This is a genomic window from Microbacterium sp., from assembly GCF_047607465.1.
In the GTDB taxonomy this organism is placed as follows: Bacteria; Actinomycetota; Actinomycetes; order Actinomycetales; family Microbacteriaceae; genus Microbacterium.
On the sequence record NZ_JASGCY010000003.1, the window covers coordinates 1 to 18,337 of the forward strand.

The following is an 18,337-nucleotide window of genomic DNA, read 5'->3' on the forward strand; positions in this document are numbered from 1 at the left end:
CGAGCACCAACTCGGGCAACTACGGCGCGAGCACCAACTCGGGCCACTGCGGCGCGAGCACCAACTCGGGCAACTACGGCGCGAGCGCCAACTCGGGCCACGGCGGCGCGAGCACCAACTCGGGCGACTACGGCGCGAGCACCAACTCGGGCCACTACGGCGCGAGCACCAACTCGGGCCACGGCGGCGCGAGCACCAACTCGGGCCACTACGGCGCGAGCACCAACTCGGGCCAGTACGGCGTCGCCGTGAACGTCGGTTACAGAGGGAAGGCGCGCAGCAGTGTTGGTGGATGGATCGCGCTCATGGAGCACGACGAGTCCGGGGAGCCGATCGATTTCCAGGCGTTCAAGGTGGACGGCGAGATCATCAAGGCCGACACGTTCTACACTCTCAAGGACGGAAAGGCGGTGGAGGCGGAGTGATCTACACACCTGAGAACATCACCCGCCTGGAGCCGGAGCAGGTCTTCGTCTTCGGCAGCAATGCGGACGGCATCCACGCAGGCGGCGCGGCGCGAGTCGCGTACGAGAAGTTCGGGGCGGTCTGGGGCGAAGGCCACGGCCATCACGGGCAGTCGTACGCGATTGACACGATGAGCGGGTTCGACGTGCTGGCGGCGGGCGTCTACGTCTTCATCGACTATGCGCACTCGCACCCCGGTCTGACGTTCCTGGTTACACCGATCGGTTGCGGCATTGCCGGGTACACACACGCCGAGATCGCACCCTTGTTCGAGGGCGCACCCGCGAACGTGATCCTGCCGGAGGTATTCGCATGACGCGGTTCGACAGTTTGACTGATCAGGTCATGCACGGCATCTACGCGCGTGACGCACTGCGTGACAGCGAGAACATGATGGCGCGCATAGCGCAGTGGGACACCCTGCGACCCGCCGAGAAGTGGGCGGAGTTCGACAAGGGGTCTTCGTCACGGTTTTTCGACGTGCCAGGGTTCACGCCGGCCTGGTGTGACTCGTGCAAGTCCGAAGTGCACCCCGACTACCGCAACGACCCCGAGGGCGAATGCCCGTTCTGCCACACCTGGTTGAGCAACAACGTGCCAGACCGGGCTGCGGCCTAGGGGCAAGGAGAAGAGAAGATGAAGAAACCTGATCGCAAGGCACTGATCGAGAAGGCGCTGGCGCTGGATGCTGCGCGCAAAAGCGCACGGGCACGCGAGGAGATGATCGCGAAGGCGCAGGCAGAGGCGCGAATCCGGGAGTACCACGAAAGGTACAACGCCTACCTCGCGTTCCTGGTGGACGACGAGGGCTTGAGCGTCAACGAGATTTCGCGGCTGATGCGCAAGAACTGGCGGACGATCGACGATGCCGTCAAGCTCGGGCGCAAGCTACGCACGCCGAAGGTGGAGGTGTTGGACGACCCGCACATGGTCTACGACTGGGATGGGGAAACCCTGACCGTCACGGCCTCCCCGGTGGCGCTGATCCCCTTCGCTCCGATGCTATCGACTTTTCCGACAGCATCGGAGACGTGGAGCTTCACGGCGGACGGCGGCCGCATCCTACCGGTCGACGCGAACGTCGACGCGACGTGGGGTAACCCGGTCGTCCAGGCCGTCATGACCGAGCAGGGTAAGCGGGACGCGCTCGCGTTCATCGCCAGCGTCAAAGAGTAGGAGGTTGCAATGGCGCGTTTGAAAACGCACGACTACCAGACGGAAACCATCGAGAAGGTTCTTGCGGAACCAACGCGCGCTGCGCTGATCGGGGAAGGCGTGGGGCGGGGGAAAACGCTCTGCGCCACTGAGATCGTCCTGGCTGGCGGGTGGAAGCGCGTGCTTTTCATCGGCATCGCGGAAACGTTCGACCAATGGAAGGCAACCATTGAGGGCCAGTCGGCGGGCGCTGCGAGCATCCGCCGACTGGACTCCACGAAGGCCGGGAAGCAAGTTTATGCCGACTTCCTGGCCGGTGAGGACGGCTTCTTCTTTGCCACGATTCACTGGCTGATGCGCCAAGATTTCGCGTACCGCGACAAGCTCGACTTCGAAGGCAACCCGATCGAGAAGATCGACAAGAAGACCGGGATGCTGACGGGCAAGTTCGAGCGGGAGAAGGTGCACCTGAAAACGTTCGACAAGATGTGCCGCCGCAAGCGGGGCGGCCTGGATGCCGTGGTGTTCGACGAGGCCCACGCGGTCAGTAACCGCAAGTCGACCGGCCGAACGACGCTTCTCAGTTTCCGGGGCCGGCTCCTCGAGGATGGTGAGCATGAGCAGATGTGGAAGATCGCACTCTCGGCGACATGGGCGGGGAACAGTTTCGAGAACGCCTGGTCATTGACACGCTGGCTGTGGCCGACGCTGATTCCGGCGTTCTGGAACTGGCACGACGAATGGTGCGAGGTTGAGAAGGTGTACATCCCTGGCAGGAGCGACCCGGTTCCGCGGGTGGTGGGAGAGAAGGAGCCGGGGGCGTTCGTGAAAACCCTCCCCTGCTACGTGGCGAACGGTGCCACCGAGGAGGCCCCTGAGGCCACCGTAATCCACGTCGACCCGACCCCGCAGCAGGAGGCACAGATGCAGGATTTGAAGCGCGACCTGATGACCTGGGTGGAAACCGATGGCGGGGAGCACCCGCTCGTAGTGGACGTGCCGGGTGCGCTGTATGCGCGCTTCAAGCAGTTGGCACTGGCGGAGCTGACGATCGGTGCGGACGGCGAGAGCGTCGAGTTCGCCCCGGGCGCCGCCAGCGCTAAGCTGCGCGCCCTGAAAGGCATCCTCGACCATTGGGGTGCGCAGCCGGTCGTCCTGCTCACTGACAGCAAGCTGTTCGCCAACCTGGCGACAGACCGGATGCGGGCGGCCGGGTACAACGCCGTCGCCTGGACGGGGGATGTGCCGCGGAAGGAACGCGAGCGCATCAAGCAGGCGTTTATCGCGGGCGAGTACCAGTACCTTGTCGGCACGGTGCAGGCAATGGGTACCGGCCTCGACGGGCTTCAGGCGGTGTGTTCGAAAATCGTCTGGCTGAACAAGCCGGACGGCGACCCGAAGCTGGAAATCCAGGCTCGCGGGCGCATCCTCCGGCAGGGGATGACGAAGAAGTACGGCGAGTTCGAGGAAGTCGTGCTGGTGCAGAACGAGTCGCACGACACGAAGATTCTGGAAACCCTGCTCGCGAAGGCAGAGACATTGCGGGCGTCGATTGGTAAGGAAGCACTTGCGGCTTGACGTTGCAAAATGTAACCTAAAGTTTGAACTTGAATTGAGGGAGGGTGACACATGTCGAAGCTGTTGATCTTGCGGGGCATCCCCGCATCAGGAAAGTCCACGTTCGCGAAGGCGTGGGTGCAGGAAGACCCGCCGAACCGCATCCGGGTGAACAGGGATGACCTGCGCGGGATGGGGCGGGCGAGTACCCGTACTGATGAAGGCGAAGTCCCCACAGTTCTACCTGCACGAGACGGCGCAACTGGACGCCGGCGAAATCGACCTGGAAGGCGGGGAAGCGGCATGAAGGGAATCGCCGCTGTGCCGGCACTGCTCGGGGCGCTCGCCCTGGCGGGCTGCACCCCCTCTGAGGCACATGTCCAGGGGACTCCGCAGCCGAACGTCGTGGGGTCTGGATGGGGCCTTGCTGACAAGCTGTACGCCGAGACGATCATCCTCCCGGACGGGCGCACGGTGACGTGCGTGGTCCTGGAGAACCGCGCGCAGAACTACTCGTACGGCGGGGTCTCCTGCGACTGGGACTCCGCGAACAACCTGATCCCAGAGGAGGGGAGATGACGCAAATCACGGTCCCGAACATCGTCACGCCGTGCTGTGGCGAACCCATCATCATCCTGACCACCTGGGAGGGAGGGTATTCGGGCGGGACAAGCGCCCCAAGGGGCACGCCATCAAGGTGCTCACGCGGCTCGCGGCTCGCAGCTCGCAGCTCACAAAACCAAAGACAAACCAGAATTGGTTTTCTCGAAGCAACCGGGAGAGACGATGACTGAGATGCTGCCCTATCGCTGCACAAAGGCGGTCGCGCTACCCATCCCGTTCATGCTTGAACAGTGCGTGCTCGATCACGGGCATGACGGTGGACACAAAGTCATACTGGAATGGGGTGACTCGGATTTCGACGAGGAGGAGGGCGAATGGTAGCCGACTACACCATTGAGACCGTGAACCTGTGGGACCACGCCAGGGGCGAGATCGAAGCGGCCCGATCCGCCGGCACCGACCCGCTCGAGATCGCGGACACTCATGAGCGCACGGCGGCAATCATCCGCCACATCGTGAAAATGGAGGGGGAGTTGTGAACAACGCGCAGCGTGCTGCGCAGTTGTACCGGGAAGGCGTCACGCGCCTGGAGTTGACGATCAGGTTCGGGGTGTCAGAGCGCACCATGCAACGCTGGCTCCGGAAGGAGCTGGACTCAGGCGAGTATCGCGCATCCCGCCCGCTAGCGCCGGAGGCCAGGGCGCGGGCCGTGGTCCTGTGCAGGGACGGGGTGCCGGACGGCTGGGTGGCGGAGGATGTCGGCGCCGACCCCGCCACGATCCGCAAGATCCGACGCGAAGAAGGCATCCCGCCGACGCCGGAGTGGAAGATTGTGGCACAGCAGATCAGGCACAACTCCATCCTGGCCGGATACCACGCCGACCTGCGCCCGAGAGGGCGCACACACTAGCGCCCGTCTTGGTTCCTCTTTACCAATGGATGGTGACCATTGATGAGAAAATCCAGGCCGTAGAAGATTTCCTAGACTGGCGCGAGCAGTCCGGCGCGACAGACCCGATCGCCTCCTCGGTGGAGCGATGGCGCTCCAGCCTTCAAGCTCAGGCCGACTTCGACTTGCTTCGCGAACTTCGGAAGGAAGCGGAGTTCGCGCGGGGCAACGCGGAGGATGCGCTGGCGCTCATGGAGAAGATCATCGGTGGCTAAGGCGTATAGGCACAGGCATGGGCGCCGACCGACGAAAGAGTACGCCGGCGTCATGGCTACCGCTGTGGACGACGAGGGGGCACCGCAACCGTTGTGTGCGGGCCGGTCGGCAGAGTTCATGGACTACGAAGGCTACCCGCCTTCCGAAGACGAGGCGAAAGCCATGTGCGCCGGGTGTCCGCTCTTGGAACAATGCAACCTGAACGCTCGCCAGCAGCTCCCCAGTTGGGGCGTCTGGGGCGGGATCGCCTGGATCGACAGGCGCCAGGCGCACATTCTCAAGCCCGCTGACCCCCGCTGGTCCTGGTGCGAGAACGAAACATGACTTGGATAAGAACTTGTTCTTGACATGCTCTCCGATCACATGTAGCCTCTAAGCAGTCATAAAATGTGACCTTGTTACATCGACAAGAGGGAGGGCGAATGACTGGCTGCGGAGGGATCCCCAGGAGGAAGTGAGGGTGGCCGGTTTCAGGCCGGCCACCCTTGCCACCAAAATTAAGCGGTAAACCCAACCATAGACTCGACAATCCAAGGAGGATGTCATGATCACGATGACGATCGCCGACCTGACCGCGAGGAAGGTCGCACTGGCCGAACAGATCGACCGGCTCACGCAGGAGAAGAAGCAGATCGACGAGAAGCTCGCCGAACTCGGCCCCGGCAAGCATGACGCGGGGGAGTGGACGGTCACCGTCTCACCCAACCGCCGCATCGACACTGCGCGCATCGAACAGCGCTTCCCCGTCGCGCAGTACCCGCACCTATACCGCCCCGCCGTCGACACTGCGGCACTGAAGGAGTACATGGCCCCGATCGAGCTGAACGCCTTCTACATCGAAGGCCAGCCGCGAATCCTCGTCAAGTGACGTTCCAGTCCGCCAAGGAGTCCGTGTACTCGATCATCGAGCACGCGATCACCCAGGAGCCTCGCACGTTGCAAACGACAATGGGGCCGAGCGAGCTTGCGATGGGCTGCGAGCACTGTCTGGCTGCGCGCCTGGCGGGCTGGGCGAAGGCGCCGGAGGCGGCCTGGCTGCCCTGGATAGGAACCGCTCTGCACGCCAAGCTGGAGGAGACGTTCAAGCCGTTGCCCGGCTGGCTTGTGGAAACCCGCGTACAGGTGGGTGAGGTACGAGGCCAGGTGGTCAGTGGCACGTCAGACCTTTTCGCTATCGAGCTGGGGCAGGTGATAGACCATAAGTGTGTCGGGAAGTCCACGCTGGACGGCGCGAAGCGCGGGCCGACTGAGCAGTACCGAGGGCAAGCGCACCTGTATGGGCTGGGCTTCTTCCGCGCAGGGTTCGACGTGAAGAGCGTTGCGATCAACTACCTCCCGCGCAATGACATCAGCCTTCGACGAGGAGTCTGGTGGGAGGAGGAGTGGGACCCCAAGGTCGCACTCCAGGCCCTCGCTCGCGTGGAACGCCTGGGCGATCTGCTCGACTCATTCCCGAGCATGGAGGCACGAGACGCCTACATAACCAACCTCGCTCGCAGTTCGAAATGTTTCGATTGCGGCAAGTATTGGGACGCCCCAAAGGCGTCGAAACCGACAACACTCGACGAACTGGTTGGGGGCGTCTGGTGAACCATCAGTCAGCAAAGACGCATTGCCCGAAAGGGCATGAGTACAGCGACGCGCACAAAGACTTCCGGGCGGCCGCTCGAAAGAACAAGAAAGACAACATGATCAAGGAGATAAGATGAGCAACACTCTCGATGACCTGATTGCCGGCGGCGGCAAGACGGCCAAGTTCGAAAAGCCTGGCACGACCTGGAGCGGCGTGGTGGTCAAGGCCGAGCCCCGTCAGGCGACCAACTTCGATACGGGCAAGCCCGACCATTGGGACGATGGTCAGCCGAAGATGCAGGCCGTCGTCTCCATCCAGACCGACCTTCGCGAGGACGAGACCGATGACGGCGTGCGCGCTATCTACATCAAGATGTGGGGCGACCAGAAGAAGGCGTTCCGTCTCGCGGCACAGCAGGCCGGCGGTGCGCCCCACCCCGGCGACATCTTCACGGCCACCTACTACGCGGACGGCGAGAAGCCGCAGCGCGGGTTCGCACCCAAGCTGTTCCGCTACGAGATCAAGAAGAAGTCCGCACTGGACGCCGCGCTCGAGGCGCCGGCACCGGCCACCCCGCAGGCGGCGGGTGCGGGCGCAGACCCGCAGCTCGAAGAGCGGATCAAGGTGCTGATCGGCAAGTCGCTGGACGACGAGGCCATCGCTGGTGTCATCGAGGGCGCGACGGTTCAGACGGTGAACGCCGTCCGACTCCGCCTCGCCGCCGCCGCGTCCAACGGCTTCTAAGTAGTACGGTCTGGCCCACCGCTAACGGGCCGCACGGGCTGGATGGGTAGCGCCAGCGCGGAGGTTCGAATCCTCCCCAGTCCGCACGATACGAAGTCAGATCGACCGAGAAGGGAGCAGGGTCATCGGGAATCTCGACACGGCTCTCGCACTGGCCGACCTGGGCGCTCACGTCTTCCCCGCCTTCGAGGCGGACGAGGTGGTGGATGGGCGCCTCAGGGAGGCGAAAACCCCGCGCACGCGGCGAGGGCACCACGAAGCGACCAGTGATAAGAAGCAGATCCTCGACTGGTGGACTCGCTGGCCTGACGCGCTAATCGGCGTGAACGCCGGAGCGTCGGGTCTTGTCTGCGCGGATATCGACATGGGGGAGGATCGCGCAGGTAACAGTCACGACGGGTGGGCAACGCTGGCCGAGAACGGCCTGGACGACCTGCCCGAGACTTTCAACTATGAGACCCGCCGCGGCGGCAGCCACTACGTCTACCGCCCGGTCGACGGCCGCCACCTGGCTCCGACGAAGAACCATGTCACGCCGGAAGGTGTGGTACTGGACTCGGTGGATCGCCGCGCAGGCTCAAGCTACTTCCTGTGGTGGACAGAGCGCATACCGGCAAGCCGCGACGAGTTCGCGCCCGCGCCAGCGTGGCTCCTGACGCCATCCGAGGAGCCAGAGCTGGCGCCGTACAGCGGGACGGTCGACGAGTGGCTGAGCAAGTGCGCTCCGGGCGAGCCGGGACAGTTTCTTCTCGAGTTCGTGGACAGCATCCCGAAGAGCGACTTCGGGCATGACGACATGATTCAGATGCAGGCAGCTCTTGTCGGCATGGGGGCCAGCGGCAGGAGCGGCATCCCGTGGGCATTGGAGCGGCTGAAGGCTGAATGGCTGCGAGGGCCTTACGACACGCAGGTCTACCGTGAAGACTGGGCTCTCGGACTGAGGGGGGCAATCGAAAAGTACGGCGCCTTTGAGGCGGACATCCTGGGCGAGTTCGCGACGCCACCCAAGGCGGAGCCTGCGATCGACTACGTGGACGCGGCCGGGAGGGTGGACGACGCGCAGTTTTTCGCCGCCTGGACGACCCTGCCCAATCCGCCCACGCCGGAACGCTTGGTGGAGCAGGTGCGCCTGGTCCTCAACCTGGCGTTGGAAGACGGCGGGGTAAACCGCCGGGAGGCGGTCGAGATCGCCTGGAATGCCGCAGCTCGCAAGCACGTATCGTGCCCGATCACATCTCGCGAGGGTGTGGAGGCCCTCGCATCCGCTACCTTTCCGGGCGAGCCGGATGTCGAAGTGGAAGCGAAGGACAACCGTGTCCAGCTCTTGGCGGCGGCCGAGGCGGCGGCGCTTCAAAACGTCACATGGTGGGGCGATGACAAGAGGGAGGAGAACTTCATGTCACGGATGAAACAGATCAACCCTGTGATGAGCGAGGCGTACTACCGCCTGAACCGCTGGATGATCCTTTCGCTCATCTTCGCCAGCAAGGCTGTCATCCCGACCGAGAACGGGACGATGGTTCCACTCAACTTCTATGGCATCCTGCTCGGGCCTTCAGGTACAGGCAAGTCGGAGTCGTTGAACTGTGTGACCGACATGATGAACGCCTATTACCTGCCTGAGGACGATCCTGACATCGGTGGCGATGCCACTACGGCCGGCCTCACGCAGGCCCTCATTCGCAAGGATGGGCGCTCCAGCTTCTTCCACGGGGACGAGGCAGACGCGGTGTTTCGTAGTTGGTCGGACTCGCAGGGTGCCTTCAGTGGCATGAAAAACCGCATCATGGACATCTTCGGCGGCAAGGTCCCGATGCTTCACCGGACTGGGGCGAAAGACATCTCCGGCATCCGGGCGAAGGCATACCTGTGCGTGCACCTCACGGGCGTGGACGAGCGGATCGCGGACGCGATCGAGCCGCACGACTGGGAGAGCGGGTTCGTCAACCGGTTTGTCTGGGCGAACGGGCACCGCAAGTCGCGCACCCGTGAACAGAAAAGGTTCCGCATCAGGCGCCCCGGCAAGGGCGCCCAACGCGGCATCGAGACCTGGTACGCGCAGTGGGCGTCCCGCTTCCGTCAAACAGTGGAGTTGAAGCTGACACGCGAAGACGGCAACCCGACATGGATCGACTTCGACGACGATGTGCTGGAAAGGCACATCGACACAACCGAGAAGTTTGAGCGGATCGCCGAGAACAGCGCCTACCCGGATCGGCTGAGGCCGACGTTCACCCGCATGGAGATGACGGTTTTGAAGTGCGCGGCGCTTGTCGCGATCACCGAAAGGCGCACCTGCGTGGAGATGAGCGACTATTTGCTCGCGCTTGAGCAGGCAGAGGAATGGACGGAGAACATCTTGGAGATGGTAGAGGCCACCGACGAGTCGCCACGGGCGAGGCAGGTGAACAGGCTGGCAAGCATGCTGGAGGCTAACGGCGGCGGGATGAAGCGCAGCGAGATCCACTCAGTGAAAGGTTACGCGGGCGACGAGAGGACCACCAACGGCCTGATCAGCGAGCTGGTCGCACAGGGGCGCGCAGACGTGCTCCCGTTCGGCAAGAACGATGCACTCATCCGACTTGCGGGGTGGGGGGAATGATCAACCTGACGCCGCTCGAAGAGGCGGCATGGGTGTACGAGCATCAGGTCAACTACACGCGGCAGCAGCGTTACGATGCGGTCGCGTCGCTCTGGGGTTGGGGTATCTTCTCCGCCATGCATGTCGGCGCGATCGTGGGTATTTCGCACACGACGGTCTACAAGCTGACCGCGCCGCGCGAAACCCGCATGCGGGGGAAGTTCGACCCGGCATGCCTGGCTGGCTTGCTCAAGCTACGAAACGCCCACGCACGGGGCGAGCGTGTCAGCGCCGAGGATGTGACGGCGATGTTGGACGCAGGCCAGGGCACGTCCGTGATGTTCGCAGCTCGGCTGAGCGGAATCCCCGACTGGTGGTTGAGGCGCCGTTACCGGAAGGAGGAGAAGTGAGCATTGTTGATGTGATCCCGCTTCCCGTATTCCCGTGGCCGGTCAGCGAAGCTCGCATGGGCTTGCTGAAGGCCGCGAAGGCCCGGATCAGTACGGACGTGCGGATAGTCCCTCAGGAGGCCGCCTACGGCTCGCCAGGGCGCGTCCTGGCATGGGGGGCGGTGCCGCCGTTCACCTGCAAGAGTGTTCCGATCCGGGCGGAGAACGCGGAGAGCATCGATTCCATCGAGGCGGCGCTGCGGTTTTGGCTTGAAGACTTCGGGGACACCTGCTTCGACGAGGCGTGGCTTTACTCGCAGTGGATGGGGTGCGACGTGCGGCTGGTTCACGAAGAAGACCAGGCGGGCAAGGTGCGCTTTGTCTGACAAGTCGGCACTGTGGGGCGACTGGGCGGCGTACCACAAAGCGTTGAACGACGAGCACGCGGAGCCGGTGCGCGAGCCGGACGAGCCGATCCGCGTCATCCAGCCAGGGCGCGAACTGGACGGCACAGAGAAGGCCGCACTGAAAGGGACGCTCGGCTCGCTGTTCAAGCGCCTAAACGGTCGAGGGTGGACGGTGCGAGTCGGGTACTCACGCGCATGGAACCCGGCCGTCCGCTACGAGAACGACGGTGACGACTACTCGAAAGGCGACGTGCGATACGCCGCCTTCGAGGCGGACTGTTGGGAGGTGTTCGCGCACAAGAGCGCGGCCGGCGCGACGGTCGGCCTGCACGCGACCTGGGCGCAGAAAGACGGCAAACCGCTGTCGTTCCTGGGGGCGCGAACGCTGGACCCGTACCTGGGTGAGGAGTGGCGCCCAACCGCTTCCAAGCCGCGCAAGCAGCGCGACTGGGAGGCGGAGGAGGGCGTCCCGGCGCCCATGAGCTTCACGGAATGGCTCAAACTGGTCGCCCCCACCGAGGCGGAGTTGAAAAAACGAAAAAAGGAGGCAGCAGATGGCTGAAGAAACGAACCCGCGCCGGATCAGGCGCATGGCGAAAGACTACGCGACACGCCACTACGCGCAGCAGGGTGCCAAAGAGCGGAATAGGATCTGGTTCGCGTGGGACCGCGGTTACTGGGCGGCCCGAAACGAGTTCACCGAGCGGCTCCGCCACCTGGAGGCGTGCAAGACGGACGCCGACCTGCTCGCCGCCGCCGACATCCTGGTCGACGAGTATCTGGGAGAGGCCGAAGCATGAGCGTCACGCCTGGGAAGAAGCTCCTCACACTTGAGGTGACGCCGGAGCAGAAGGCACGCATCGAAGAGAATGCGGCGTGGTGGGGGGAGAGCATCGCGGCGTACGTCCGGGCGGCGGCACTCGGCGAGACCATCGAGCGGCCGAGGAACAGAAGGAAGGTGGCGGCATGATGACGATCCTTCAATTGTGCGCGGACACGGGCTCCGACACTTGGCCGTATCGCAGCGACCCCGGATATGAGGTGATCACAGTGGGCGCTGATATCGGCGTGGAGAACTACTCGCCCGACAGGCCGATCCGCGGCATCATCGCGAACCCCGTCTGCACGCATTTCAGCGCGGTCAGGCGCGGCAAGCCGGGTCAGAAGTACCCTCACGTCAGCGACCACGAGGAGGGGATGCGACTCGTGCGCGAATGCCAGCGAATAATCGCCGAAGCGAAGCCGAAATGGTGGGCCATCGAGAACCCTGCCATTGGTGCGCTGCGCAACTATCTTGGCAAGCCTGGCTTCACGTACCAGCCGTGGCAGTACGGTTCGCCCTGGACGAAAGCTACGGCCCTCTGGGGCAACTTCACTCCGCCCCCCCCCTCTGTACGAAACGTGGGATGACGTGCCGGGCAAGCTGAACCTCTGGGCCAGGCCGGGACGGAAGCCGAGCATCGCCTACCTGCACAAGAGCGCGTTCAACCTCATCCCCGAGTTCCGAGACTCCGGGATGCCCGCACCGACAACCGACGCCGAACTGCGTTCGCTCTGCTCACAGGGCTTCGCAAGAGCATTCAAGGAGGCAAACCCATGATGACCGAAGAAGAGGTGTGCGACGCGCTGCGGAACTGGCGTGCTGGCTTGGAGTTTGCGGCGCTGACCCATGATAAGACGGGGGAGGCCATTGCGACAGGCTACGTCGGCGCGCTCGAGATGGTGCTGCGGGGTGGGAAGTGAGCCATCTCCGCGCGGTCGACTACTACATCGAGGACATTCCGCACGCCGCAGCCTTGGATCTCGTGCAGCGCTATCACTACGCAAAGGGTGGCTCGAATACCGCAGTGTTCCGTCACGGCCTGTTTCGCGCTGGGCAATCCGAGCCAGTCGGGGTTGCGTGGTGGCTGCCGCCGACAAAACCCGCCGCGGTCAGCGTCGCTGGCGATGGGCGGAAGGGGGTTCTGGTGCTTACGCGCTTGGTCGTGGCGCCGGAGATCCCGACTAACGGCGCCTCGTTCCTTCTCGGGCGAAGCATCAGGCGCATCCGCCAGAACCCTCGCTGGACACACTTGGTCACGTACGCCGACGAGGGCGAGGGGCACCTGGGCCAGATTTATCGGGCGACCAACTGGGAGTACCAGGGCGCGATGCGCGGGCACCCGGGCTGGGTCGACAAGGAGGGTAGGCGCGTCTCAGTGAAAGCGGCGACCAATCGCACCTACGAGGAGATGGAGGAGATGGGGCTTACGAAGCTCCCCGCCTCCCGCAAGCACAAGTTCACGATGGATCTACGAAAGGAAGCGGCATGACTTTCCAACTGAGCGTTGATCCCGGTCTCAACACCGGAATCTCCCTCGGCTTCTACGACGCGACCACGCCATACCGCCTGCTGGGGCGTTGGCAGGTTCACAACGGGCTGACCGGGTTCATCGCCTGGATGGACGCCAATGCGGGCACGCTCACTGGTGTCGATGAGGCGGTGGTGGAGCGGTTCGTCTACGAGAAAGGCGCCAACGCCGACATCTCCGGCGTGCCGATCGAAGGGGTGGTGGCGCTGTGGGCGCATCAGAGCGGGGCGACGGTGCTCTGGCACACCCGTTTCGACAAGGCCGGCCTGACCGGTTACCCGCCCGAGGCGACCACGAAAGCTCAACGGCAGCGGGTCAGGTTCGACCTGCTGGAAAGGTTTGACATGTTCGCGCCCGGCACCGAGAACGACGACTCGAACGACGCGATCTGTCACAGCCTGGTCAATCTCAAGAACCGAAGGCACGCCCCAACGCTTCGGATGCTGGCAGGAGGAAAGGATTCAGCATGAACCCTAAAGACATGAGTACCCGCAAACTGAAGCGGGTGTATTTGCGAGCCGTGAAGCGCGAGTGGCGTTGGGCGTCCCGGAAGGGGAGTCCCAGCTACCTCGAAGTTGAACGCGCCGAGGAGCAGGCCGAGGCGGGCCTCTTTGTGCGGGCCTGTGCCGACGAGTTGCGCCATCGGGGGTGGTCGGCATGAGCCTCATTTTCATGACCGAGCACGGTTCCCGCTTGTACGGCCTTGCGCATGAAGGCTCCGACTTCGACTTTTTCGCCGTCTACGACGACGACCGACTGATGAGGCGGTGGGTGGAAGGCGACTCCGATTGCACGGAGGTTGGCCTGCCGCGATTCCTTGAGTTGGCGTTCAGCGGGTCGCACCAGTCCGTCGAGGCGCTGTTCTCCCGCCAGAAGTTCTGGTGGCCCGCCGGCGAGAAGTGGCGCCCCATGCTGGATGCCGCACGGGTCAGCGGGGCGGACGTGTTCGAGAAGTATGAACACACCATCCGCAAGTTCTGCTTCGGCGATTTCAAGCGTCGGCGGCACGCTGTCCGCCTGTCGATCAACCTCAGGTATCTGCGCAGGTTCGGGAGGTTCGACCCGCACTTGTCCACCAGCGATGCCAGGTACGCCTCTTGGATGGCGGAGGGGCTTACGGGCGCAGACCTGGCATCCAGGCTGGGGGTGCTTCGTTGAAGGAGCGGTGCTCCTGCGGGGCTTCGATCAAGGTTCCGTTCTGGCGCCTGAAGGCGTTGCGGGAGTGGCGCACAACGCACCGGCACGACCCGCAGCCGGTGCCAGAGCCCGGCGACGACCCGATGATCGACGTTGCTGGCGCGCAGGTGGAGATGGCGATGCCGTTCGGGTTCGCGATGGCTCCGATAGGCGGATGGGGAGCTTGAAATGCGCGCCCCGGCTATGGCTACGTCGACATAGCCGAATGCCCGGCAGGTTCGCCCTGCCGGGCATTGGAGATGGTGATCACCCCCTGGCTAGGCGCCGATGGACGTATCGTCCGGGTTGTCTGAGCCGTCACCCTTGTAGAACAGGATGCTCGTCGCGACGGATGCGAGCGCCGTGCCGCCCGCGAGCGACGCGATCACGCCCCAGTCCAGGTCGAACAGGCCCGCACCCAGCAGGCCGCCGACGAAGAGCGTCTGGATGACGGTCTTCAGGGCGCGCTCACCGGCGTAGTCCCAGAACGTGGCGGTAAAGAACTTTCTCATCGGATGGGTTCTCCTATCTCCCGGCGACCCCTAGTGGGCCGCACGTCTGTCGAGCGCCCGCAGCAGGTACTGGAGCGCGATCATCTGGTGGTCGTCGATGTGCTTCATGTCGCAAGACTGCCGCACCCAGTCGTCCACGAACTCGAGCAGGTCCGCTTCGCCCGCGTTATACCCTTCGGCATGACCGGCGTGCCATTCCTCCGTGCGCGTGGTGCTCACAGGATGCTCACGCTCCCCAGGTCGAGGCCGTCCGCGGTCACGTCGAAGACGAGAAGCCCAGGCTCGGAGTCCCGCCCGGCTGTCTGGCGGAACCAGTCGGAGCCGTTGTCCAAGGTCGGGCAACCGAACACCATCCGCTCCCGGTTGGTGAACGGGTTGGTGCCGGCGACGCCTGCCGAGAAGGAGTGGTAGTGCCCGTGGACCATCACGTCGCAGTGCGCCACGGCCTGCCCGCCGAACGCCTGCGCCTGCCACCAGTCGATCGCCTTGCCGGGGGCGAACTGGTTGCCGTGCACGAAACCGAGAGGCACGCCGAGGATGTCAACCCGGAGGGATTCGTCATACTCGGCCGGGTAGTTCCAGTCGGCCCGGATGCCGGCGGCTTCGGCGACTTTCTGAACCTGCTTGTGGGTGAAGATCCCGAAGTCGTCCGAGGGGTTCCCCAGAACCTGCTTGCCCCTGCGCCAGGCTGCGTGATTCGAGGCCACGACGGCCACTGAGACGTCAGCGAAGCCGCCCGCTTGGGCGACGAACTTGAACATCTCTGTCGAGTAGGCGTCCAACTGGTCCGGCAGCGACAGGTCGTTGGTGAACGCCGGGTTGCCGCCCGATTCGAACCCTTCGATCCCGTCGCCCAGGTCTGCGATGAGGATGCGTCCAGGGTGGCGTTCGGCGTAGAGCGCGTCCAGTTTCCCCCGTTTCGCCTCCAGGCGGGCGAGTGTGTCCGCGGTCCCGCCACGCCGCGCCACCTTCCCCAGTTGCATGTCGGCCACGCAGACGACGGTGGCGCGCGCTGACCCCGTGACGGGCGCGGCAGAACGATACTGTTTCCGGTACCGTTCTGCCTCCGCGTACAGGTGCGTGAGCGGGTAGGTTTCCGCTAGCGCGACACCCGCCTTCGGCCAGGCTGAGATCTTGTTGCTGGACTGGTCGGAACCGTAGCTGATGGTGCGGATGGACACGTTGTACGCATCCGGGTTGTCGCCGCTGGAGCGGATCAGCTCGCGGGCGTCCTCAAGGGTGACGGGCCTGTGCCGGATGAACTGGAAACGCCGGGTTCCGTCACCGTTGTCGGTGATCTCATCCGATTCGCCGTGTTCACGGCTGCGCGCCGTGTCGGCCGTTGCGCCCAGGTGCTTGCGCACGTCGACGACAAGCCCGGATGAGACCTGCCATTCTTCCATGATCTCGTTTTTCGGGCGGTCGCTGGCGCATGCGGCCAGGAACTCCGCGTTTTCCCAAAGTGGTGACTTAGGCACACCCTCTCCTTGCCTTGAGGTTATCGGTAGTCGGTTGGCTGGGTGGGGTAAGGGTCGACGGGGAGCCCGTTGTCGATGAGGCGGCGGCGGTGGACGCCCAGTGCCTCCTCGAGGATGCGAGCCCAGCGCTCCCACCACGACGCGATCTCCCGCAGCTCAAGGCGGGCGGCGTCCCTTTCGGCCACCGCCTTGTCCTTCTCGGCGATGGCGCGTTCCACTTCGCTGCGGCGCGCGGCGATGACGCCGGCACGCTTGTCGCGCATCCATCGGATGAAATCTTTGATGAAACCACCACCGAAGGCAGCCACGGCAAGGCCCACCCAGTAGGCGATCGGGTCGGTCACTTCTACCTCCGTGGATCGAAGCTGTACCAGCGAATCAGCTCCAATTTGACAACGAACAGCCCTGCTGCCAGCACCAGGACGCCGAGCTGCGTGAGCCGGGAGCCTGACGAGGTGAAATGGAGGGAGAGGACGACGGCGCCGTAGATGCCGATCCCCATGAGAATCGACCCGATAGACCACCTCTCCCACTTCCATCGGCCGTTCAGCACGGTCGACATGCCGCCAACGCCGCCGGCGATGAACAGCGACGACCAGACGACCACGAGGGCGCGTCCCAGCACGCCTTCAACGGACTGGGGCGGGAACAGCAAGGTGACGACCCCGGTCCCGGTGGCGACGGCGTACAGGAAGGCATACAGAGCCTTCAGCCGCCTCGGTTCGGTCACGCGGTCCCAGAGGGAGCGGAGCGCGGCGAACCGGCCGGGGTTGGTCGGGGTGGGTGCGGTCATGGCTCGGGCCGGGTTACTTCCGTGCGAGGAGCTGCTTGAGGAGCGCCCGGTTGGCGCGGTCCCAGTTCCACATGCCCCCGGCTTCGTGCTTGCCGGTCTCCGGGTTCAGCACCCGCCCGGCGGCGTCGATCATCGCCACCCCGTCGATCCCCTGCGGGATGCCGAAGTGGTCCAGCCACCCCGCGAGCGCGGCGACCTGCTCCGCGTTGGTGCCGGTGAGATCGACCTGCTTGTGGCCGGCGGCGATTGCGCGCTGCACCACCGCCGTGTCGATCTCGTGCTTGATCTGCTGGGGCGACAACGTGTAGATGTTTCCGTTCGCCTTCACCATCAGGGGCATGTCATCCTCCTCGGAGACAGGGGGGTTCGTATTCGTGGTAGTGGCGCCAGTGAGCGTGGGTGCCACCCAAGGGTTGTTCAGGTCGACGACATGCCAGAGTTCACGGGGTGTGACGTAATCGACAGCGAAGCCCGCATTGTTCATGAGGCGGGCGAAATCCGCCCACGGCACGGCCTGCCAGTTGTCCACGTCCACCGCGAAGACTTCGCGCCCGCCGACGAACCCGCCGTGGGTGGAGTAGCCGGGCGCGGCCGCCAGGTTGCCGAGCTTCTTCTTGTAGAGGATCTGTGCAGACATGGGGCGGTAGGCGTTCCAGCCGCCCAGCCCGTCACGGTCGGGTGTGATGCGGAATGTGACACCGAAACGCCGCTTGCCTTCCGCGACAGCCCACAGCCAGCGTGCGGCCGTGCCGGGCGGCAGGTAGTGGTTTCCGCCCAGGTGGACGAGCAGGTGCAGGGGGACGAGCCCGTTCGGGTAAGCCATCAGGCGCCACCCGGCCCGGCGGCGGTGGCCTGGATTGCTGTCCATTCGATCGTCCCTGCGCTCTGCTGCCCGTCGAGGCCGTAGATGCGGACGTTGAAGCCGGTCGTGGTTGCCGCCTCCGAGCGGTGGGGCACGTACACGAGGCCGGCGACGGAGATCACGGAGCATTGCACGATGGGCGGTTGCGTGAACAAACCGGTGGGGAACGTGACCGTGGTGGCACCCGTCCCGGCGACCGCGACAGTGCCGGTGGCAACCGCATAAGGTTGTGCGACCCGCGACCAGGCGGCCGCGTTGCGGCGGCGCTTCACCCCGGTGTCGGTCTCGTTGAACTCGATGCCGTTGCGCAGGCTGGAACCGCTCATCGCGGCCCGGTCAGCGGCGGTGCCGATGTAAAGAGTGGTCCCCGCGTCAACCTTGGTGTCGATGCGGGCGTCCACTGTGTTGAGGGCGGTGTGGAGTGCGTTCGCTTGCGCGTTGAACGGCGTCTGGATCGGCTGCACAATGGTCGCCCCGTCCACGAGGGGGATGTTCCAGGGCGATCCTGTGGTTGCCATGCCTACGGAGTCTAAGCCCCGCCTCACCCCTTCCGGCGCTTCGTGCG

31 protein-coding genes and 2 pseudogenes are annotated in these 18,337 nt (G+C 64.4%); 26 read left to right on the plus strand and 7 right to left on the minus strand.

What is annotated here, in order from left to right:
- The 26 genes and pseudogenes from QM568_RS00120 to QM568_RS00245 all read left to right on the plus strand — a co-directional run.
- Positions 1 to 425, plus strand: a pseudogene (locus tag QM568_RS00120) (hypothetical protein); the annotation flags it as partial.
- Complete coding sequence (locus QM568_RS00125; RefSeq protein ID WP_415134562.1) at positions 422 to 781, plus strand: hypothetical protein; 360 nt, start codon at positions 422 to 424, stop codon at positions 779 to 781. The pseudogene QM568_RS00120 and the gene QM568_RS00125, both read left to right, overlap by 4 nt.
- On the plus strand, positions 778 to 1,083 hold the full coding sequence (locus QM568_RS00130) for a hypothetical protein (RefSeq protein WP_415134564.1): 306 nt from the start codon (positions 778 to 780) through the stop codon (positions 1,081 to 1,083). Before QM568_RS00125 ends, QM568_RS00130 begins: the two co-directional genes overlap by 4 nt.
- 18 nt (positions 1,084 to 1,101) lie before the next feature.
- On the plus strand, positions 1,102 to 1,641 hold the full coding sequence (locus QM568_RS00135) for a hypothetical protein (protein ID WP_415134566.1): 540 nt from the start codon (positions 1,102 to 1,104) through the stop codon (positions 1,639 to 1,641).
- A gap of 9 nt (positions 1,642 to 1,650) precedes the next feature.
- Positions 1,651 to 3,198, plus strand: a complete 1,548-nt coding sequence (locus tag QM568_RS00140) for a helicase-related protein (RefSeq protein WP_415134568.1) — start codon at positions 1,651 to 1,653, stop codon at positions 3,196 to 3,198.
- Positions 3,199 to 3,249: 51 nt separating this feature from the next.
- Positions 3,250 to 3,375 (plus strand): annotated as a pseudogene (locus tag QM568_RS00145) (AAA family ATPase); the annotation flags it as partial.
- A gap of 105 nt (positions 3,376 to 3,480) precedes the next feature.
- Positions 3,481 to 3,756, plus strand: a complete 276-nt coding sequence (locus tag QM568_RS00150; protein WP_415134708.1) for a hypothetical protein — start codon at positions 3,481 to 3,483, stop codon at positions 3,754 to 3,756.
- A gap of 359 nt (positions 3,757 to 4,115) precedes the next feature.
- Positions 4,116 to 4,280, plus strand: coding sequence for a hypothetical protein (locus tag QM568_RS00155; RefSeq protein ID WP_415134570.1), 165 nt, complete (start codon positions 4,116 to 4,118; stop codon positions 4,278 to 4,280).
- Positions 4,277 to 4,651 (plus strand): hypothetical protein, encoded by a 375-nt coding sequence (locus QM568_RS00160; RefSeq protein ID WP_415134572.1) that lies wholly within the window; start codon positions 4,277 to 4,279, stop codon positions 4,649 to 4,651. Before QM568_RS00155 ends, QM568_RS00160 begins: the two co-directional genes overlap by 4 nt.
- 32 nt (positions 4,652 to 4,683) lie before the next feature.
- Positions 4,684 to 4,905, plus strand: a complete 222-nt coding sequence (locus QM568_RS00165; RefSeq protein WP_415134574.1) for a hypothetical protein — start codon at positions 4,684 to 4,686, stop codon at positions 4,903 to 4,905.
- 52 nt (positions 4,906 to 4,957) lie between these two features.
- Positions 4,958 to 5,230 carry a WhiB family transcriptional regulator gene (locus QM568_RS00170; protein WP_415134576.1) on the plus strand — a complete coding sequence of 91 codons (273 nt, stop codon included), beginning with the start codon at positions 4,958 to 4,960 and terminating at the stop codon, positions 5,228 to 5,230.
- Between the two features lie 220 nt (positions 5,231 to 5,450).
- Positions 5,451 to 5,774: a hypothetical protein gene (locus QM568_RS00175; RefSeq protein WP_415134578.1), complete on the plus strand. Its 324-nt coding sequence runs from the start codon at positions 5,451 to 5,453 to the stop codon at positions 5,772 to 5,774.
- A complete protein-coding gene (locus tag QM568_RS00180; RefSeq protein WP_415134580.1) occupies positions 5,771 to 6,496 on the plus strand; it encodes a hypothetical protein in 726 nt (241 codons plus the stop codon). The genes QM568_RS00175 and QM568_RS00180 overlap by 4 nt, the downstream gene beginning before the upstream one ends.
- A 115-nt stretch (positions 6,497 to 6,611) precedes the next feature.
- A complete protein-coding gene (locus tag QM568_RS00185) occupies positions 6,612 to 7,223 on the plus strand; it encodes a hypothetical protein (RefSeq protein WP_415134582.1) in 612 nt (203 codons plus the stop codon).
- Positions 7,224 to 7,374: 151 nt separating this feature from the next.
- Complete coding sequence (locus QM568_RS00190; RefSeq protein WP_415134704.1) at positions 7,375 to 9,825, plus strand: bifunctional DNA primase/polymerase; 2,451 nt, start codon at positions 7,375 to 7,377, stop codon at positions 9,823 to 9,825.
- Positions 9,822 to 10,214, plus strand: coding sequence for a hypothetical protein (locus QM568_RS00195; protein WP_415134584.1), 393 nt, complete (start codon positions 9,822 to 9,824; stop codon positions 10,212 to 10,214). The genes QM568_RS00190 and QM568_RS00195 overlap by 4 nt, the downstream gene beginning before the upstream one ends.
- The gene (locus tag QM568_RS00200) at positions 10,211 to 10,579 is read left to right on the plus strand and encodes a hypothetical protein (RefSeq protein WP_415134586.1); all 369 of its coding nucleotides are present in this window, start codon (positions 10,211 to 10,213) and stop codon (positions 10,577 to 10,579) included. Before QM568_RS00195 ends, QM568_RS00200 begins: the two co-directional genes overlap by 4 nt.
- Complete coding sequence (locus tag QM568_RS00205; protein ID WP_415134588.1) at positions 10,572 to 11,162, plus strand: hypothetical protein; 591 nt, start codon at positions 10,572 to 10,574, stop codon at positions 11,160 to 11,162. Before QM568_RS00200 ends, QM568_RS00205 begins: the two co-directional genes overlap by 8 nt.
- Complete coding sequence (locus tag QM568_RS00210; RefSeq protein ID WP_415134590.1) at positions 11,155 to 11,400, plus strand: hypothetical protein; 246 nt, start codon at positions 11,155 to 11,157, stop codon at positions 11,398 to 11,400. Before QM568_RS00205 ends, QM568_RS00210 begins: the two co-directional genes overlap by 8 nt.
- Positions 11,397 to 11,570, plus strand: coding sequence for a plasmid mobilization protein (locus QM568_RS00215; RefSeq protein ID WP_415134592.1), 174 nt, complete (start codon positions 11,397 to 11,399; stop codon positions 11,568 to 11,570). The genes QM568_RS00210 and QM568_RS00215 overlap by 4 nt, the downstream gene beginning before the upstream one ends.
- Positions 11,567 to 12,010, plus strand: a complete 444-nt coding sequence (locus QM568_RS00220; RefSeq protein ID WP_415134594.1) for a hypothetical protein — start codon at positions 11,567 to 11,569, stop codon at positions 12,008 to 12,010. Before QM568_RS00215 ends, QM568_RS00220 begins: the two co-directional genes overlap by 4 nt.
- A gap of 186 nt (positions 12,011 to 12,196) precedes the next feature.
- Positions 12,197 to 12,343: a hypothetical protein gene (locus QM568_RS00225; RefSeq protein ID WP_415134596.1), complete on the plus strand. Its 147-nt coding sequence runs from the start codon at positions 12,197 to 12,199 to the stop codon at positions 12,341 to 12,343.
- A complete protein-coding gene (locus QM568_RS00230) occupies positions 12,340 to 12,912 on the plus strand; it encodes a hypothetical protein (protein WP_415134598.1) in 573 nt (190 codons plus the stop codon). Before QM568_RS00225 ends, QM568_RS00230 begins: the two co-directional genes overlap by 4 nt.
- A complete protein-coding gene (locus tag QM568_RS00235) occupies positions 12,909 to 13,421 on the plus strand; it encodes a hypothetical protein (protein WP_415134600.1) in 513 nt (170 codons plus the stop codon). Before QM568_RS00230 ends, QM568_RS00235 begins: the two co-directional genes overlap by 4 nt.
- Positions 13,418 to 13,612 carry a hypothetical protein gene (locus tag QM568_RS00240; protein ID WP_415134602.1) on the plus strand — a complete coding sequence of 65 codons (195 nt, stop codon included), beginning with the start codon at positions 13,418 to 13,420 and terminating at the stop codon, positions 13,610 to 13,612. The genes QM568_RS00235 and QM568_RS00240 overlap by 4 nt, the downstream gene beginning before the upstream one ends.
- Before the next feature lie 11 nt (positions 13,613 to 13,623).
- Complete coding sequence (locus tag QM568_RS00245; protein WP_415134604.1) at positions 13,624 to 14,109, plus strand: hypothetical protein; 486 nt, start codon at positions 13,624 to 13,626, stop codon at positions 14,107 to 14,109.
- 296 nt (positions 14,110 to 14,405) lie between these two features.
- Here the strand turns inward: QM568_RS00245 and QM568_RS00250 are convergent, their stop codons facing one another.
- From QM568_RS00250 to QM568_RS00280, 7 genes are read right to left on the minus strand one after another with little or no spacing between them, the layout of a single operon-like run.
- Positions 14,406 to 14,639: a holin gene (locus QM568_RS00250; RefSeq protein ID WP_415134606.1), complete on the minus strand. Its 234-nt coding sequence runs from the start codon at positions 14,637 to 14,639 to the stop codon at positions 14,406 to 14,408.
- Between the two features lie 30 nt (positions 14,640 to 14,669).
- The gene (locus QM568_RS00255; protein ID WP_415134608.1) at positions 14,670 to 14,858 is read right to left on the minus strand and encodes a hypothetical protein; all 189 of its coding nucleotides are present in this window, start codon (positions 14,856 to 14,858) and stop codon (positions 14,670 to 14,672) included.
- Positions 14,855 to 16,117 (minus strand): hypothetical protein, encoded by a 1,263-nt coding sequence (locus tag QM568_RS00260; RefSeq protein WP_415134610.1) that lies wholly within the window; start codon positions 16,115 to 16,117, stop codon positions 14,855 to 14,857. Before QM568_RS00260 ends, QM568_RS00255 begins: the two co-directional genes overlap by 4 nt.
- 20 nt (positions 16,118 to 16,137) lie before the next feature.
- Positions 16,138 to 16,461, minus strand: a complete 324-nt coding sequence (locus QM568_RS00265; protein WP_415134612.1) for a hypothetical protein — start codon at positions 16,459 to 16,461, stop codon at positions 16,138 to 16,140.
- 2 nt (positions 16,462 to 16,463) lie between these two features.
- Positions 16,464 to 16,910 carry a hypothetical protein gene (locus tag QM568_RS00270; protein ID WP_415134614.1) on the minus strand — a complete coding sequence of 149 codons (447 nt, stop codon included), beginning with the start codon at positions 16,908 to 16,910 and terminating at the stop codon, positions 16,464 to 16,466.
- 13 nt (positions 16,911 to 16,923) lie between these two features.
- Positions 16,924 to 17,733 carry a hypothetical protein gene (locus QM568_RS00275; RefSeq protein ID WP_415134616.1) on the minus strand — a complete coding sequence of 270 codons (810 nt, stop codon included), beginning with the start codon at positions 17,731 to 17,733 and terminating at the stop codon, positions 16,924 to 16,926.
- The gene (locus QM568_RS00280; RefSeq protein WP_415134618.1) at positions 17,733 to 18,290 is read right to left on the minus strand and encodes a hypothetical protein; all 558 of its coding nucleotides are present in this window, start codon (positions 18,288 to 18,290) and stop codon (positions 17,733 to 17,735) included. Before QM568_RS00280 ends, QM568_RS00275 begins: the two co-directional genes overlap by 1 nt.
- Positions 18,291 to 18,337: the final 47 nt, after the last annotated feature.